Annotated in this window: 17 protein-coding genes; 4 read left to right on the forward strand and 13 right to left on the reverse strand. The window is 61.0% G+C overall.

From position 1 onward, the window contains the following. Positions 1-12: 12 nt before the first annotated feature. From ACR3FB_RS14830 to ACR3FB_RS14855, 6 genes are all read right to left on the reverse strand, one after another. The gene (locus tag ACR3FB_RS14830; RefSeq protein WP_170379077.1) at positions 13-147 is read right to left on the reverse strand and encodes an aa3-type cytochrome c oxidase subunit IV; all 135 of its coding nucleotides are present in this window, start codon (positions 145-147) and stop codon (positions 13-15) included. A 67-nt stretch (positions 148-214) separates the two neighbouring features. Next, positions 215-775, reverse strand: coding sequence for a hypothetical protein (locus ACR3FB_RS14835; RefSeq protein WP_480565997.1), 561 nt, complete (start codon positions 773-775; stop codon positions 215-217). Beyond that, positions 762-2,600, reverse strand: coding sequence for a glycerophosphodiester phosphodiesterase family protein (locus ACR3FB_RS14840; RefSeq protein WP_480565999.1), 1,839 nt, complete (start codon positions 2,598-2,600; stop codon positions 762-764). Before ACR3FB_RS14840 ends, ACR3FB_RS14835 begins: the two co-directional genes overlap by 14 nt. 55 nt (positions 2,601-2,655) lie before the next feature. Continuing rightward, on the reverse strand, positions 2,656-3,108 hold the full coding sequence (locus ACR3FB_RS14845; protein ID WP_170379083.1) for a DUF6173 family protein: 453 nt from the start codon (positions 3,106-3,108) through the stop codon (positions 2,656-2,658). Positions 3,109-3,111: 3 nt separating this feature from the next. Further along, positions 3,112-4,158: an MBL fold metallo-hydrolase gene (locus ACR3FB_RS14850; RefSeq protein WP_480566495.1), complete on the reverse strand. Its 1,047-nt coding sequence runs from the start codon at positions 4,156-4,158 to the stop codon at positions 3,112-3,114. Beyond that, positions 4,158-5,861 carry an acyl-CoA dehydrogenase gene (locus ACR3FB_RS14855; RefSeq protein ID WP_480566001.1) on the reverse strand — a complete coding sequence of 568 codons (1,704 nt, stop codon included), beginning with the start codon at positions 5,859-5,861 and terminating at the stop codon, positions 4,158-4,160. Before ACR3FB_RS14855 ends, ACR3FB_RS14850 begins: the two co-directional genes overlap by 1 nt. Positions 5,862-5,990: 129 nt before the next feature. Between ACR3FB_RS14855 and ACR3FB_RS14860 the strand changes: the two genes are divergently transcribed. Next, on the forward strand, positions 5,991-6,938 hold the full coding sequence (locus ACR3FB_RS14860) for an L-threonylcarbamoyladenylate synthase (RefSeq protein ID WP_480566003.1): 948 nt from the start codon (positions 5,991-5,993) through the stop codon (positions 6,936-6,938). On the opposite strand, the gene ACR3FB_RS14865 is transcribed toward ACR3FB_RS14860, so the two are convergent. Next, entirely contained in the window at positions 6,939-7,493 is a 555-nt protein-coding gene (locus tag ACR3FB_RS14865; RefSeq protein ID WP_170379089.1) for a YqgE/AlgH family protein, read from the reverse strand. A 148-nt stretch (positions 7,494-7,641) separates the two neighbouring features. On the opposite strand from ACR3FB_RS14865, the gene ACR3FB_RS14870 reads away from it, so the two are divergent. Further along, positions 7,642-8,451 (forward strand): protein-disulfide reductase DsbD domain-containing protein, encoded by an 810-nt coding sequence (locus ACR3FB_RS14870; protein WP_480541167.1) that lies wholly within the window; start codon positions 7,642-7,644, stop codon positions 8,449-8,451. Positions 8,452-8,455: 4 nt separating this feature from the next. Continuing rightward, positions 8,456-8,875, forward strand: a complete 420-nt coding sequence (locus ACR3FB_RS14875; RefSeq protein ID WP_480566005.1) for an NUDIX hydrolase — start codon at positions 8,456-8,458, stop codon at positions 8,873-8,875. Here the strand turns inward: ACR3FB_RS14875 and ACR3FB_RS14880 are convergent. The 6 genes from ACR3FB_RS14880 to ACR3FB_RS14905 form a co-directional block, all read right to left on the reverse strand. Then, positions 8,872-12,273, reverse strand: coding sequence for an efflux RND transporter permease subunit (locus tag ACR3FB_RS14880; RefSeq protein WP_480566007.1), 3,402 nt, complete (start codon positions 12,271-12,273; stop codon positions 8,872-8,874). The two genes, ACR3FB_RS14875 and ACR3FB_RS14880, sit on opposite strands and share 4 nt — an antisense overlap. Positions 12,274-12,278: 5 nt before the next feature. Continuing rightward, positions 12,279-13,727: an efflux RND transporter periplasmic adaptor subunit gene (locus ACR3FB_RS14885; RefSeq protein WP_425084350.1), complete on the reverse strand. Its 1,449-nt coding sequence runs from the start codon at positions 13,725-13,727 to the stop codon at positions 12,279-12,281. Positions 13,728-13,834: 107 nt separating this feature from the next. After that, complete coding sequence (moaB, locus tag ACR3FB_RS14890) at positions 13,835-14,377, reverse strand: molybdenum cofactor biosynthesis protein B (RefSeq protein ID WP_425084351.1); 543 nt, start codon at positions 14,375-14,377, stop codon at positions 13,835-13,837. 6 nt (positions 14,378-14,383) lie between these two features. Continuing rightward, the gene (locus tag ACR3FB_RS14895) at positions 14,384-15,004 is read right to left on the reverse strand and encodes a LysE family translocator (protein ID WP_425084352.1); all 621 of its coding nucleotides are present in this window, start codon (positions 15,002-15,004) and stop codon (positions 14,384-14,386) included. After that, positions 15,001-15,600: a metallophosphoesterase family protein gene (locus ACR3FB_RS14900; protein ID WP_480566009.1), complete on the reverse strand. Its 600-nt coding sequence runs from the start codon at positions 15,598-15,600 to the stop codon at positions 15,001-15,003. The genes ACR3FB_RS14895 and ACR3FB_RS14900 overlap by 4 nt, the downstream gene beginning before the upstream one ends. Further along, complete coding sequence (locus ACR3FB_RS14905; RefSeq protein ID WP_480566497.1) at positions 15,600-16,364, reverse strand: uracil-DNA glycosylase; 765 nt, start codon at positions 16,362-16,364, stop codon at positions 15,600-15,602. Before ACR3FB_RS14905 ends, ACR3FB_RS14900 begins: the two co-directional genes overlap by 1 nt. Before the next feature lie 258 nt (positions 16,365-16,622). Here ACR3FB_RS14905 and ACR3FB_RS14910 point away from each other — a divergent pair, with 258 nt between their 5' ends. Next, entirely contained in the window at positions 16,623-17,081 is a 459-nt protein-coding gene (locus tag ACR3FB_RS14910) for a scavenger receptor class F, member 2 (RefSeq protein ID WP_480566011.1), read from the forward strand. The last annotated feature ends 163 nt before the right edge of the window (positions 17,082-17,244 follow it).

The following is a 17,244-nucleotide window of genomic DNA, read 5'->3' on the forward strand; positions in this document are numbered from 1 at the left end:
ACCCCGAAAGATTTAGGAAGCGTAAAGCGCCAGCAGGAACGCCAGTATCGCGATGGCGACGCAGCACCAGACGGTGGCCTTGATGAAGCCCTCAAAGGTTTTGGTTTGAACGGTGATGTCCATTTCGCCGTGCTTGTGTTCAGCCATGAGTCTCAGATTCCCAGTTCGCGTGTTTTATCGCTGGATAATCGAAAATTTCAGGCCTGTCACCACGTCATTCCAGCGCAGGGGCCCTGTCACCCAACACAAAACACCCCGGATAGCCAAATCCCCAGCGCCACGGCAGTCCGCTGCAGGGGCCGCCACCGAATCGGACCGCGCCGTAGAGGGCGTCCGAGGTCAGCGAATGGACCGAGCGGATCTGCTCGGGCGTCATGTCATAGCGTTCCGCATAGGCCTGCGCGTGGGTCTCGCCATGGGTTTCGACACAGACCTGCAAAGCCTGATCGGCAGCAAGGCGTGCATCATAGCTTACAGCGGCCGTCTGCGCGCCACCGGCGTTGTGATAGGCGCGGTCATGGGTCACGCAGCAGTACTCCCAGGGCGGATGTTCCTGATACAACTCGCCGATCTGAGGGAACGTATCGGCCACCCAGCGCCAACTGGCCGACAAGCCGCCCGAGCATCCATCAGTTTCGAACGGGATCAGCTCGGCATCGCCGCGTTGTGCAATCATTGCACGGTGAGAGGGCATCTCGACCGCGCGCATCAGGTCTTGAGACGTGGCCGGGCTGGCCAGCAAGACCAGGCCCAGCGCCAGTTTATGGGCTGTCATCGCGCATCGCCTCGGTATCGACGGTCATGCCGAAGGTTGTGGCCAGCCAAAGCAGCACGCGTTCGGCAGGGCCCATTTCGGCGCGGACGCGTAGAACCTCGCGCGCCATGGCGGGACGGTCCGTAATCAGCCCGTCCACCCCCATCGAGGCCATCGCCGACATCTGCAGCGGGTCGTTCACCGTCCAGACATAGATCTCCTTCCCCGCCGCGTGGACCGAGCGGATCAGTCCCGGAGACACAGTTGCCGCGTTCACCGCAACAAAATCGCCTTCCAGCCCCGCCAGATTGCCCACCGCCGTCGCAGCCAGCACACCCGCGCGCCAATCCGGGCGCAGCGCCTTCATCTTTTGCACGGCCGGATATTTCAGCGACATGGTGGCAATGTCGTCCTGCATATCGAATTCTTCGACCAACGCGGCGACCCGGTTTTCCAGATCGACATCGTGGCCGTAATATTTTAGCTCGATAATGACTTTGGATTTGCCTTTTGTCGCCTCCAGCACCTCACGCAGGGTTGGGGTGCGTTGGTCGGCATATTCAGGGCCAAACCAGCTGCCGATGTCGATGGTTTCCACATCCTCCATCGTGGCGTCCCAGATCTTTGTCGGAACCCCGGCCAGTTTCATGAAGTCACTGTCATGGGCCACGATGACAACGCCATCGGCTGTTTCCTGAACGTCGATCTCAACCCAATCCGCGCCATCTTCGATCGCCTTAAGAACCGAAGCCATGGTGTTTTCGGGCCGCAGCGCCGCAGCCCCCCGGTGGCCGATAACATCGGCATGATCCTCGGCTTGAACGCGTTCCAGCAGATTGTGGCCGAACCAGCCACCCAGCAGAAGGGCAGCTGCCGCCAGCCCGACCGCTGTGAACAGCGAGGCCTGTATGCGGCGCGGCGCGGGGTGGGGTGGCTCATCCGTCTGAGGTTCAAAGAACTTGTCTAGCAGAACCGCCAATGCGCCCAGCGCAGAAGCGGCCAGCACCAGCCCGGCCAGAGACCACAGCCCCGCGATCGCGAGGCTATAGGTCAGCGCCAATTTTAGGTTACTGCTGCCTTGCAACGGCACCAGTCCAAACAAAAGCCCGGCCACCCATGCAATCGCCGCTGCAATCGCGAGGCGCATCGCCAGCCATGCGACCAAGGCCAATTTCAAGCGCCCGCGTTTGCCCTCCATCCGGGACGCGCTGATATTGAACACATGCGCCGGGTGGACGTTTTCAAACAGCACCAGATGAAGTGACAGAGCCCAGCCCGACAGCTTGCGGATCAGCACCCAAGCCATGGCCAGAGCCACCGCGCCGATCAGGGCCACAGCCACCATAAAGGCGGGCGGGTGGAAGGTCAGGTAGTAGTTGATGTCGTATTCGGTCAGCGTCCACCTTGCGATCAACGCGGCAACCGCCAGAAACGGCAGCGCCAATAGCAAAACCCGCAAAATGAACCGGGCCGCAAAGCCGAATAGCGATGGCAGGCGCGACAGAACCAAACCGATCGCCGCACTGCCCGCGCGCCACGGATCGGCCTCTCCCATCCTCAAAGAGGCTGCCATGACCGCGAAGACAAACACCTCGGCCAATAGAAAAAGGCTCAGCACCACGATGGCCGCGATGAAACCGGCGGGCGAGAGGATGAAGGCCGCGATATCCTGATCCGTCAGCGCGGTTTGATCGGACAGCGAAACCGCCAGATTGACCGCCAGAGCGACACCGGGTGCGACCAGCGCGATCAGCAGCAGCCGTACCGCAAGATAGATGGGCACAAAGACCCTGCGTCTTGCCCAGGCGCCGGAATAGGCATTTGTAACGGTTGAAAAAATGGACATGTAAACACCCTTGAATGATGCATGCATTCAAGGGTGTGCAGGCATGAATTGCAAGTCAGCTGTCTTCGAGATCCGCAGCCAGACGGAACCCGATGCGGTTGGCGGGCTTGTCCTCGACCGATTTGGGCAAAGCGCGCAGCATCACGTTCAACTGGCTGACATGCTGCACCAGCTGCGTTCGCGCGCCCGTTCCGTCCGAGCCGAAAAACGTGATGATATCTGGGTCGAAATAGCCCATCCCCTGAATCCGCATCACACCCGCGTCACCTCCGGTGAAACCCATTGCGACCTCGTGATCGCCATCGAGTGTTTTCTCGAAGTTCTGGATATAAAGGATCAGACGCTCATATGCCCATTGCGCGGCGCTTTTGGTTTCAACAGGTTTTTTCAACTGCCCCGGCAGGGGCTGGGTGCCGGACTCGGCCTCGGAATCTGCGTGAACCTCATAGCACCGCGGCAGGGCATCCGCTTCGGCAGCCTCAGCCGAGGTTTCAATCTTGTCCTGCATGCATCACCCTTTGCGCTGAAACGTCCACGCCCCGTCCGCGCGTCGCGTCCGGGTAACAGCTCCAGTGTGATGAAGATGATTCATATGTGCAACCGCTTCAACCAGCGCCAGCCCGTATTCGCCTTCGCGAATGGTACGCTTGAAGAGCGGCGCAAAGCACTCGGCGGCTGCTTTGGGTTGGTCTAGATAGGCTAGCAGACGCTCCAACGCACCGTGGTGGTTCTCGATCAGCTGACGCATACGCAGCGGCAGACCGGTGAAGGGCAGCTTGTGGCCCCCCAGAACAAGATGATCCGGGCGGGCCAGTTTTTGCAGCCGTTCGCAAGCCTCGATCCAATCGGAGACCGGATCGGCCATAGGTTCGGTCGCATAGACGCCCAGATTGGGACTGATAGAGCCGAGTATCTGATCGCCACTCAGCACCAGATGATCGTCGCGGCTCCAGAGTGTTAGATGTTCGGGCGCGTGACCGTTGCCCATATGCACGTCCCAGTCGCGCCCACCGATGCGGATCACGTCACCCTGTTTGACCCGCGTGAAGCCGAGGGGCATGGGATAGACCGTATCGGCAAAGTTGAACGGACGATCGGCCTTGCGCTTTTCCAAAAACGCAGGGTCCATCCCGGCGCTTTGGTAGAAATTCAGCGTCTCCTGCGGCCAGTTTTCCTGCACGTCCAGCGTCAGCATCCGCGAAAACAGCCAAGCGGTGCGGCTTGTCACCAGCTCGACCCCATGTTCGGCCTGAAACCAGCCTGCATTGCCCACGTGGTCGGGGTGGTGATGGGTGACAACAGCGCGCCGAATGGGCTTTCCGGCCAGAGGGCCCGACATCAACTCAGCCCAGATGCGACGGGTCTTGTTCGAGGACATCCCGGTATCAATCACCGTCCACCCGTCACCGTCATCCAGCGCATAGATATTCACATGGTCGAGCGCCATTGGGAGCGGCAAGCGCATCCACAAGACGCCCTCGGCTATCTCGATGGCTTCACCGGGGGCGGGCGGCTCGGGCCACGGATATCGGATGCCCGATGGCTCCACGCCGTCCATCACGCGCCCAGATCCTCGGCGCTGAGTGCGAATAGGTCATCCGCCCCGTTCTGCGCCTGCGCCAGCAGACCGAGATATTCGGGCAGCAAGGCATTGATGTAGTATCGCGCCAGTCGCGCCCGCGGGCCATCCGGATCGGCAAGGGCTGCGGCCAGATGGTAGTGCCCGCCCAAAACCCGCGCAAAGGCGCGCAGGTAGGCTGCGGCACCCGCAAAGCGCGCGTTCATATTGTCCTGCGCCACCATCCACTCGGTCGCTTCGCGCAGGGATTCCGTGGCCTCCCACACCGGACCGGCGAGATCGGGCATCTTGGAGCGGGCCTGTTCGGCGCGATCTTCAATCTCATCGAGCAAGCTGGCGGCAGCGTCTCCGCCATCCATCATCTTGCGGGCGACCAAATCCATCGCCTGAATGCCGTTGGTGCCTTCATAGATCGCGGTTACGCGGACATCGCGGTAATACTGGGCCGCCCCTGTTTCTTCGACGAAACCCATGCCACCATGAACCTGTACACCGGTCTCGGCGACGCGCATCCCGGTCTGGGTGCCAAAGGCCTTGCCAATCGGGGTCAGCAGAGCAGCTCGTGCGGCCCAGTCGGTATCTCCGGTCGCGTGCGCCATATCAATCGCTGCGGCATTCGCCAGCATGATTGCTCGCGCCGCAAATACATCCGCCCGCATTTCGGTCAGCATCCGGCGCACGTCCGCGTGGTCGATGATCGTGCCCGAGGGCGTCTTGCCCTGTTTCCGCTCCATCGCATAGGCCAGCGCGCGCTGATACGCGCCCTCGGCGACGCCAACACCCTCACCGCCGACACCCAGACGTGCGTTGTTCATCATGGTGAACATGGCCGCCATACCGCCGTGCTCTTGCCCGACCAGCCAACCCGTGGCCCCGTCATACTGCATCACACAGGTCGGAGAGCCATGGAGACCCAACTTGTGTTCCAGCGACACCACGCTCAGGTCATTGGCCGCGCCGGGGTTACCTTGTGCGTCGGGCAGGTATTTCGGCACCAGGAACAGCGAAATCCCCTTGGTGCCCGGAACCGCGTCGGGCAGACGGGCCAGAACCAGATGGCAGATATTCTCGCAGAAATCGTTGTCGCCCCAGGAGATATAGATCTTCTGCCCGGTGACCGCATAAGTGCCGTCACCATTGGGCTCTGCCCGTGTCGTCAAAGCACCTACATCTGACCCGGCCTGCGGCTCGGTCAGGTTCATCGTGCCCGAAAAGGCGCCAGACATCAGCTTGGGTAGGTACAGCGCCTTGAGCTCGTCACTGGCATGCGCCTCAAGCGCTTCGATCTGACCCTGCGACATCAAGGGGGCCACCTGCAGTGACAGGCAGGCCGCGCTCATCATCTCATTGACCGCCGAAGTGACGGCCATGGGCAGGCCCATGCCGCCATAGTCAGGGCTGCCGCTCATCCCGATCCAGCCGCCTTCCGCGATGGCTTTCCAACCTTCCGAGTATCCGGGTGAGGTGCGAACAACGCCGTTTTCCAACCGCGCCGGTTCCAGATCACCGGGGCGTTGCAGCGGGGCGAGAACCTCTTCGCACATCTTTCCCGCTTCCGTAAGGATCGCGCTGACTACATCCGGGGTCGCATCAGCGAATCTCTCGGTGGCCGTGATCTGATCGAGACCCACCACATGGCGGAACAGGAATTCATAGTCAGAAACTGGGGCGCGGTATGGCATGGCTTCCCTTGCGGTCTGTCGGCACGGCCGCACTTGGAATCTGCGATCAGCGCCGGTATGCATCTTTGCGTATTGGGATTACCTACTCTTCCCCATGTTGCAAGCAACCAAAACGCGGCGTCACCAGATATGATCCCCACCACTCTTGAGCTGACAGCCGACCCCAACGGCATCGCCCGTGCTGCAGATCTTTTGCGTCAGGGCCTATTGGTCGCCTTCCCGACCGAGACGGTCTATGGCCTGGGAGGTGATGCTAGAGACGGTGAGGCCGTGGCCCGGATTTACGAGGCCAAGGGTCGTCCAAGTTTCAATCCACTGATCGCCCATGTCGCCTCGATCGAGGCGGCGCAGCGGTTTGTGCAGTGGTCGGATCAGGCCGAGCGTTTGGCGAATGCGTTCTGGCCCGGTCCGCTGACCTTGGTTCTGCCGCTGAAGCCGGGGCACGGTGTGTCATCGCTGGTTACTGCAGGGTTGGATACTTTGGCCGTTCGCGTGCCTGCGCATCCCACGGCGCGCGCTTTGCTGGCGGCAGTTGACGGGCCGGTTGCGGCGCCATCGGCCAATCCCTCGGGTCAGATTAGCCCAACGACGGCAGCACATGTTCATGCGGGCTTGGGTGGTCGGATCGCCGCCGTTCTGGATGACGGCCCCTGCGGTGTCGGGTTGGAATCCACCATCGTCGGACTGGCCGGAGAGCCCAGCCTGCTGCGCCCCGGAGGCGTCGCGCTGGAACAGATCGAGACCGTCCTGAACACCCGTCTTCACCTGCACAAAGCGGGAGATATGCTGACCGCTCCGGGGCAGTTGCAGTCGCACTACGCGCCAGATGCACCGGTCAGGTTGAATGCCGAAACCGTGCAAGGGGATGAGGTTTTGTTGGGGTTCGGCCCGATCGCCTGTGACATGAACCTGTCTGAAACAAGCAATCTGACCGAGGCTGCGGCCAATCTGTTCGCCGCGCTACACAGCCTGAATGAAACCGGACGTCCGATCGCCGTCTCACCGATCCCCGATCATGGGCTGGGGGCTGCGATCAATGACCGTCTACGCCGCGCCGCCGCGCCGCGCGACAGTTAGCTAGGCACGGCCTGCGCTGGCCGATAGGGTCAGCGGGTCGACACCCAGCGTAGCCAGGGCCTTTTCCCATTTGTCGTCATCGGGCACATCGAACACCAACTCCGAGGATGCATCCGCCGTCAGCCAGCCATTCATCGCGATCTCATCCTCCAGTTGGCCGGGGCCCCAGCCGGAATAGCCCAGCGTCAGCATCGCGTTCAGCGGGCCACGCCCAGCGGCCATATCCTCCAGCACATCCAGCGTGGCCGTCATGCTGAAGTCATCCGAAATCTGCATCGAATGCAGGTTCGCATCGTAGTCGGAGCTATGCAGAACAAAGCCACGCGACATCTCGACCGGGCCTCCAAAATGCACCAGACGCTCGCCTATGATAGGAATGCGACACGGGATGTTGAGCTGCCCCAGCAGGGTTTTGAACCGCAGATCAGAGGGTTTGTTGATGATCAACCCCATCGCCCCATCGTCGCCGTAGCTGCAGATATACACAACCGAGTGATCAAAGCGCGGATCGCCCATCCCCGGCATCGCAATCAACAGTTTTCCGGTCAGGTCCATGCGAGGTTTCTCTTGCTCGTTACCCCTAAACAATGAACCTGCGGCACTGGTATTGGCAAGGGAGCAAAGCTGATTTCAGCAGATTTCACACAGGTGACCCGAACGTGACTTGGATTTCAGGTCCGCACGGCGCATGTAATGGGGTATGATGACTCGCATGAAATCTTCGGTTGCCCTTCTGCTCGCCTGTCTGGGCCTGTCCGCACCCGCCTCGGCGCAGGGTTTGGACGGCGTTGTTGCGCTGGATGTTCTGGACGGAGGACGCACGGCCAATGGGACCTATCTGGGCGCGCTGCGCCTGACCCTGAAAGAGGGGTGGAAAACCTATTGGCGTGCGCCGGGCGACGCCGGGATCCCGCCGCAATTCGATTGGAGCGGGTCCGGAAACGTGGGGGACGTGCGTATCACCTGGCCCGCGCCCGAGATTTTCGACCAGAACGGCCTGAAATCCATCGGCTACGAGGATCAACTGGTACTGCCGGTCGAGATTACCCCAAAGAACCCCGCCAAACCTGTGCGCCTGCGGGGTGAGATGGATCTGGGGGTGTGCAAGGACGTTTGCATCCCGCAGCGTCTAGATTTCGACCACAAGGTTGACTCTGATGCAGGTCGCAACCCCGCAATCGCAGCCGCTTTGGCGCAACGCCCCTACTCGGCCCGCGAAGCGCGTGTGGCAAAGGCCAGCTGCCATCTGACCCCAACCTCGGACGGTATGCAGATCGAGGCGCGGGTGACCATGCCTTCGGCCGGCGGGCAAGAGGTTGCGGTGATCGAGCCGGGGAACCCGGTCCTTTGGGCCTCGCAACCCGAAACGCAGCGGCAGGGTGGCACACTGATTGCCCGATCCGAGGTGATCAGCGCCTCGGGCGCACCTTTTGCGCTGGATCGGTCCGAGATTCGGATCACGGTTCTGGGCGCCAACCACGCTGTGGACATTCAGGGATGCTCTGCAGGCTGACCCTATGACGCAATCCCCCAAGATCGGTGCGCTGGCCGTTGTCCTGCATCAGGAAAACGTTCTGTTGGTGCAACGCAGCAAGGAACCGGATCGAGGCTTGTGGGGGTTTCCCGGCGGCCATGTGGAATGGGGTGAGACCGTCCTTCAGGCCGCCGAACGGGAATTGCTTGAGGAAACATCGGTCGCGGCTGAACCGCTGCACTATCTGGACAATCTGGACCTCTTGCGGCGGGATGCGGATGGGCAGGTCCTGTCGCACTATTTGCTGGTCGGCGTGGCCTGTCGGTACCAATCGGGCACACCTTTGGCAGGCGATGACGCGCTGGGCGCGCAATGGTTTCCCATCGAACAGATACTCAAAGGCGAACTGCCGATGAGCAACCGTGTGGCCAGCCTGTTGCAGCTTGCGCTAAAGGAGCGTTAGGCCCCGACCCGGTTTTTGAACCGGGTATAGAACATCCCGGAAAACAGCACGCTCAGGATCACGATGGGGATGGCGCCAGCCACAAACGCACCGAGCCCCATGCGTATAATCTCTGGCGCCTCCGCGCCTCCGTAAAGACCGTCCAATGGGTCAACAGGCGCACCCGAGACCATTGGCCAGACCAGCGTCACTCCGAACCAGAGCAGCAGCGCCAAAGCCGTCGCAGCCAGTGCGGCCTGTACCACGCGGTCCCGCGCATAGATGGCCCGACGCATCGCAGTCATTGGGCGCGCGAAATCGTTCAGGATTGCCAAAAGCGCGGGTACAAGCACTAGCACCAGCACCATTCCAAAACCCAGCCCATAAACCAGCGTGATCACCGTTGGCTTGAGGAACTGTGCCTGTTGCGAACCCTCATACAGAAGCGGCGTCAGACCCAGCACCGTCGTCAGCGTGGTCAGCATTACGGGGCGCAAACGGTCGGCTGTACCTTCGATGATTGAGGGCACCAACCCCCTCTCCTGCTGGTAGCCATCAATGGTGGTCACTAGCACAATCGAGTCGTTGACGATAATGCCAGTCATGCCCAGAATCCCGACAACAGTGAACATGCTCAGCGGCACGTCCCAGATATAGTGCCCCCAGATCGCGCCCACCAATCCGAACGGAATGATCGACATCACCACCAGAGGTCGCGACCAGCTGGCGAACACCCAGGCCAGAACAAGATAAATGCCGGTTAGGCACAGGATCAGACCGGTGCGCGCCTCGGACAGGAACTCGTCCTCTTGTTCGCTCAGACCCGCCATACGCCAGTCGACCTGATATTCGCCTGAAATGCGCGGCAGAATCTCTTCGTTCATTGCGCGCCCGATTTCGGCAGCGCGGGCGGGATCATCCTCGGAGATGTCGCCATTCACCGAAATCACCCGCAACCCGTTCTCGCGCCGGACGGTCGAAAAGCCTGATTTACGCTCGACCGAGACGATGTCGGCCAGCGGTACATAGACCCCGTCCGGCGTGCGCATCAGGGTGCGTTCCAGGAAATCTGCGGTCAGCTCGCCCTCGGGTAGTTCCACTCGGATTTCAGCGCTGCGGGGGCCATCAGGGAAGGTCGCGGCCTCAATCCCGTTCAACCGGTTGCGCAACACGCGGCCCAGCGTTTCGATGCGGAAGCCCAGCGCCTGACCCTGTGCTGTCAGGTCGAGGATGTACTCCTCTTTGTCATAGGCCAGATTGTCCTCAAGCGCCGAGACTTCTGGGTATTTTGACAGTTCGGTCTGCAAATCCTCGGAGGCGGCTTTCAGCGTGTCCACATCCGCGCCGTAAAACTGCACGTCAATCGCGTCCCCTCCGGGACCCGAGCGCCAGCCACGGAAGCTCAGCAGCTCAACCTTGGGATGGCGGGGGACGAAATCCTGAAGCTCACCAACAAATTCGAAGCTGGAATAGGAGCGTAGGTCGGCATCGATCAGCTCGATCGAGATACCGCCCAAAAGATCTTCATCTTTGCCCTCAGCGGCGGACAGACCGAACCCTGCGCTGCCGCCAACTTCGGCCAAAACATATTCCAGAGGATTGCGCCCTTGGCGGTCCTCGTAGATCTGACCCAGCTCTTCGGTGGCGCGCTGCAATTCGCGCATCATGGCGATCGTGTCAGCACGCGTCGCGCCTTCGGCCATGATAAAATTGCCGGTGACCGAGCCACGCTCAGGCGCGTTGAAAAACCGCCAGTTCACATCGCCGCGAATGAACAGGGCAGCCTGAGTCGCCAGGATCACCAGCATCAGTGCAACCACGACATAGCGTGCCCAGATGACCCAAGCGATCAGTGGGCGAAACAGGGTGTCCCGCACCCAGCGGAAGCCCCGGTTCATCACCCGGTTGGGCAGGTCATACCAATGTTCCTTTGCGGAATGCGCAATAGCGTGGGACATGTGGTTCGGCAGGATAAGGAAGCATTCGATGAGTGAGGCCGCAAGCACCGCGATCACTGTAAAGGGGATATCACGGATCAACTCTCCGAACCGGCCACCCACAAGGGTCAGACCGAAAAAAGCGATCACGGTGGTGATCGTGGCGGCAAAAACCGGCATGGCCATCCGGCGGGCGGCGCGTTCGGCGGCCACGATGGGCGGCTCTCCCAGACGGCGGGCGCGGAAATCGGCGTGTTCGCCGACAACGATGGCGTCATCCACCACGATCCCAAGCGTGATGATCAAACCGAACAGAGACACCATGTTCAGCGACAGGCCACCGATATACATCAGCGCAATCGCCGCCGACATCGCAACCGGAATACCCGCAGCAACCCAGAAAGCAATGCGCGCGTTCAGGAACAGGAACAGCAGACACACGACAAGGCCAAGGCCAACCAGCCCATTGTCGATCAGAATATCCAGACGGTCGGTAATGGCCTGCGCGCGGGTACGGATCATCTCGACCGAGACACCTTCGGGTAGGCTGGCCTGCATCTCGGTCACCACATCCTCGACCGTGTGCTGGATCGCGATTGCATCCCCCAGATTGGACCGGTCCACCCGTACCGACATGGCCGGGTTGTCGCCGACAAAATAGCTGCGGTTGCGATTGACCCCTTCCACCCGGATCTGCGCCACATCACCAACAAACAGTTTCGAGCCGTCCGCAAATGTCCGCAGAGCGATGGTCTCGATCTCTTCCGGCGTGCGCTTTTCTGCGCCGGTCCGGATGCGCGCGTTGGCGCCCGTCACGTCTCCCGCTGGGCTAGCATTGACCTCAGCCGAAATGGCCGAGGCGATGTCGGCCAAAGCCACATCATTGGCAATCAGCTGCGCGGTCGGCACCTCAACGACCACACGCGGGGCGGCGAGACCGCGGATCGTGGTGCGGGTCACGCCAGCGGCAAACAGGCGGTTGATCAGCTCATCGGTAAACTTGGCCAGTTGGTCCGGATCAACCGGGCCGGTGACGACCACATCTGTCACCCGATCGCGCCACGCCCCACGCCGGATCGTAGGTTCTTCGGCATCTTCGGGCAGATTGGTGACGCTGTCGACGGCGGTGCGCACCTCTTCCACCGCGCGGGACATGTCCCAATTCGGCTCAAACTCCAGCCGGATACTGGCAGAGCCTTCGCGAGAGGTCGCCGTGGTGCTTGCCACGCCTTCGACCGCCAGCAATTCAGGTTCGAGCAGTTGGACAATGCCATTGTCCACATCTTCGGGGCCAGCCCCTTCCCATTCGACGTTCACGTCCACCCGTTCCAGAACCACATCCGGAAAGAACTGCGCCCGCATATTCGGGATGGCCGCCGCGCCCAATACCAGCATCACCAGCAACAACAGGTTGGCCACGGTTCTGTGCCGGGTGAAATAGCTCAGGATACCACCGGCAGCGCTAGGGATGTCGCGCATCATGGCGCTTAGCCCCCGGCCAGGTTTTCAATGCGACGCACCAGAGAGACCGGAACCTTCGCCTCTTCCAACTGGCCGAGCATGCGTGTTTTCTCGGCCTCAGGCATATCCTCTCTAGCCTCGACATGAGTGATCAGTTCGGCCCGTTTCGCATCAGTCAATTCGACCAGATCAGGATCGGCACTGGCCTCGGGACGCAGGGGGCGCACGCGAACCCCGGACCCTAGCAGAGGTGTGCGGCCTATCACGACCTCGCGCCCTTCCAGCCCTTCTCCGCGCAGCAGAACCTCATCGCCCTGACGGCGGATCAGTTGCACAGGCAGGACTTCCAGACGATCATCCGCACCCAAAACCAGAACGGTTCCAGCTGCGTCCAGAACCGAAGACGGAAGGCGTGCGACCTGTTCCAAGGGCTGTTCCTGCACCGTCACGGTCACGAAGTCGCCGGGCTTGAACCCCGAGGCATCGTCGAGCCGGGCATAGATCAGACGCCCGGTTTGCCCCTCACCAGCCGAGCCGCTGTCACGGCTGATCCGGCCCCTCGCGGTCAGGTCGGCCCCCGTGACCTCAAGCGAGATGGTGAAGGGGGCGTTGATCAGCGCTCCGTCTTTGTCCAGCAAACGCACGAATTGCGCGGTTGAAACGCGGAAGGCCACCTCCAATGCGTTGGGGTCCACCAGTTCGGCCAGCTTCTCGTTTGCTGAAACCAAACGCCCTTCAACCAACGTGACATCTGTCAGCGTCCCTCCGAACCTTGCGCGGATGGTCATGTCCTCCAAGTCACGCTCTGCCGCTTCCTGCGCGATCCGCGCGCGGGCCAGCAGGGTTGTAGCCTGATCCACCCGCGATTCCGCCTGCGCAAGGGCAATGCGACGCGCCAGAACCGATTGTTGTGCGGCGGCGGCGATCAATTCGGCCTCTTCCACACTGGCGGGTGCCCCCACGCCGCGGGATTCAAGATCTCGCTGGCGCTGCAGGGCTCTTTCACGCAGTTCGGCTTGCGCCTCGGCTGATTTCAATTCATCCTGCGCCAGCAACAATGACCGTTCAGCGTCGCGTTCTTCGAACTGCGCATCCAATACGTCCGATTTCGCACGATCAAGCGCCGATTGTGCATCCGCCGGATCAAGCTCGACCAAAACCTCACCTGTGGTGACTGTGCCGCCATCCACGAAATCATCAGCCAATGCGATCACGCGGCCGCCCAGTGCCGCGCGCAACTCCAGACGGCGGCGGCTTTGCACCTCGCCGAAGGCTTCGAGATTGGGCGTGACGGTTTCGAATACAGCCGGACGGACGGTCACCGCAAAGACCCGCTCGCGCGCTTTGGGTTGCTCATTCTCGCGGATCAGAACCTCTTGCACAGCGCCCGTGACGATCTGAATTGCGACAAACAGCAAGGCCAACGTTAGCGACGCCAGAAACACACCGACCAGACTCTGCCTTAAAAAACGCATCTATTATTCATCCCGGTTGCAATTGGGCTGCCCTGCGAAAAATGTAGCGGAGGCACGAAATATGCCAAGCCACAAAGCGGTTATAAGGTGTTGAACGTGCGACCAGTCTACTTCCGTCGCAGATGTTCGTCCAATCTAGGCATTATTTCCACGAAATTGCAGGGCCGGTGGCGATAATCGAGCTGTTTCTCGAGGATACCGTCCCAAGCGTCCTTGCAGGCCCCGGGGCTGCCCGGAAGTGCAAACAGATAAGTGCCGCCTGCCACGCCACCTGTTGCGCGCGACTGCACTGCCGAAGTACCGATTTTCTCCATCGAGACGATTGTGAAAACGGTCCCGAAAGCGTCAATCTCTTTTTCATAGACGTCGCGATGCGCCTCGACCGTCACGTCCCGCCCGGTCAGCCCGGTGCCACCGGTCGAGATCACCACGTCGATCCCCGCATCCGCCACCCAGGCGCGCAGCTGATCGGCGATCTGGGCGCGTTCATCCCGGATAATCTTGCGATCCGCAACCACATGCCCCGCCTTTTCGATGCGGTCAACCAGTGTCTGGCCCGAACGATCCTCATCAACCGAGCGCGTGTCCGAGACGGTCAGAACCGCGATACGTATAGGGATGAAGTCGATCGTTTCGTCGATACGTGACATCAGGTGTCAGGCCCTTTCCATGATAGCAAGCCGCAGCGCCAACGCGGTGAAAATCCCGCCTGTTACCCATCCCATGATGCGTGAGGCGCGCGGGTTTCCGATCAGCAACCGGCCTGTGCCGCCTGCGAACACGCCAACCAACCCGTTCACGACAAAACCACCCAATGCGATGATCGCGCCAAAGATCAGGAATTGCCCAAGGATCGGGCCCGCCGCAGGATCAACAAATTGAGGGATAAAGGCCAGAACGAACAGAATGATCTTGGGGTTGGTCAGGTTCACCACCATCCCATCCCGAAACGCCATGCGCGTCGGCCTTGTTGGCCCTTCGGTCGAGACCGCTCCGTTGCGGATCGCGCCCCACGCCAGATAAAGTAAATAAGCAACACCCAGCCAGCGGATGACATCAAACAGCCATGGCATTGAGTTGACCAAGGCTCCAAGGCCGAGCCCGGCCAGCAGGACATGCACCATCAGTCCCAGCGATATCCCGGCACTTGCCACAAGCGCCGGTCGGGGTCCGGATTTCAGGCCCTGCCCAAAGCAGAACATCATATCCGCACCGGGTGTGAAATTCAGCACCATCGCGGCGGGGATAAAGGCAAGCAGAGTAACGGTTTCGATCATATCGCAACCTCAAACCAATTTGGTCTGGGGCCAAGATTGGCGATTTCTGAACGACCCAATGACCCGCGATAGCCCCAGCTATCGTGGATATGCCCACAAAAGACCAGTTCCGGTTGCAGGCGTTCCACCGCATCGCGCACGGCGACCGATCCGACGGACATCCCTTGCGACGTAGTATCGCCAAACCCTTTGGGCGGAGAGTGAACAACCAGCACATCCGTCCCATCGCAACGGTCCAGCATCTCTGCAGCTTCGGCCTCGCTCAGGTCACAGGACCAGTCGCCAAACGGCGTGACTGGCACGCCGTAGCCCAAGCCAAACAAGCGCAACCCGTCGACCGTCATCCCGGTTCCGTGCAACACATGGACCCCCTCAGGGGCCGCGTCCGTCAACTCAGCCGCGCTTTCGGCATTGCCGGGGATTAGAACCAGCGGTGCCGCTATGCCAGAAAGCATCTGCATCGCTTCATCGAGGCCCTGCCGCATGTTGCAATAGTCTCCGGCCCCGATCACCAAATCCGCATCGGCGCTGGCCGCCACCAGATCGGCCGCACGGTTGCGTGCCATGTGAAGATCCGAAAACGCCAGGATACGCATCACCCGGCCCCCAGTCGCGCTTTCAGCTCAAGCAGATCCGCCCAAGCCTGTCTTTTCATCTGCGGTTGTCGCAGTAGGTAGGCGGGGTGGAACATCGGGATGACGGGCAGGTCCAGCGCCTGATCCCAGTTCCCGCGCAAGCGTGTGATGCCGCGTTTGCCCAAAACCGCCTGACAGCTGATATTGCCCATCACCACCAGCACCTCGGGTTTGGCGAGCGCCACGTGACGTTCCAGAAACGGCTTCATCATGCCGATCTCTTCGGGTTTGGGATCGCGGTTCTGCGGAGGGCGCCAGGGCAGAACATTGGTGATGTAGACATCCCTAACGCGGTCCAGGTCAATCGCCGCCAGCATACGGTCCAGCAGCTGCCCGGCCCGACCAACAAAGGGTTTGCCTTCGCGATCCTCATCCCGACCCGGAGCCTCGCCAATGATCATCACCCGCGCACCCGGCGTACCATCGGCAAAGACCAACTGGCGCGCGCCGCGCTTCAGCTCACAATGATCGAACGCCTCCATCACAGCGCGCAACTGGTCGAGGGATCCGGCACCTTGGGCGGCAGCTTTGGCAATCGCAACCGGATCGACCTGTTTGGGTTTTTCCGGCGCGGCTTGCGGGGTTGCGGGCTTCTTCGCCTTGGGCGTCGTATCCGGCAAGGCATAGCGATCAATCGGCGCGTCTCCGATCGCCTCGGTCGCGCCCAGTTCGATCTGCCATTCCAGCAGCGCCTTTGCAGTATGATAGTCCAAGCCCGATTCCATGCCCATCAATCTAACCAGCTTTTGCCTGAGGGAAAGCGAATAGACCTTGCCTCGGCACCGGGACAGACCGACCATGCGAGCGTCATGCTGTCCTTTCTGCGATTCCTTCCGATTTGTCTGGTGCTTGCCTTCGGCGGCGAGACCGCCTCGGCCCAGTTGCTTGGCGGGGCGGATCAATGCCGGGCGGGTCAGTTTGCCTGCGGCAGCCGCTGCTGCTCGGGTGGACAGAGGTGCAGCTTTGACGGCCACTGCATTCCCTTGGGCGGAACCTATTGCGGCGGCGGGCGCAGCTGTGGCGCGTTCGAGCGCTGCGTCGCGGGTGGCACGCGCTGTGCGCCTGCTGGGGCAAACGCCTGCACCTCAAGTCTGGATTGCCCCTCAGGCAGCTTTTGCAGTGCGCGCGGCCAATGTGAAAAAACCATACCAGATTTCAACCCCAGCGCGCCTGAGGCCCTTGACCCGCCGCAGATATGCGATGACGGCCTGACCTGCGCGCGCGGGTCGTCGTGCCTGCCGGGTGGTGGGTGTACTCGCCCCGGATGGTTCTTGTGCGAGGAAACCGGATCGCAATGCCGCCCCGGCTTCAAATGCTCAGAACATCAGGGATGCGTTCCGATCAAGGCCATCGACTGTGGCTATGGCAAGTGGTGTAAACCCGGCGAGCAATGCCTGCCCGAAGGTGGTTGCGAGAAACTGCCCGAAGGGTCGGAACCATAGAGCGTTTCGGGTTTAACTTGAGACACGAATACCCTGCCACGCCTGCGGCGTTCGGGGGCACATTCGTGTCGCAGAATGATTCAGATAAAACCCGAAACGCTTTAGGTTGCCTCTGCCCGCGTGGCTTTCTATAAGCGGTCCGATTGTCAGACAGGAGCCCGCC

Source organism: Ruegeria sp. AO1, assembly GCF_056535985.1.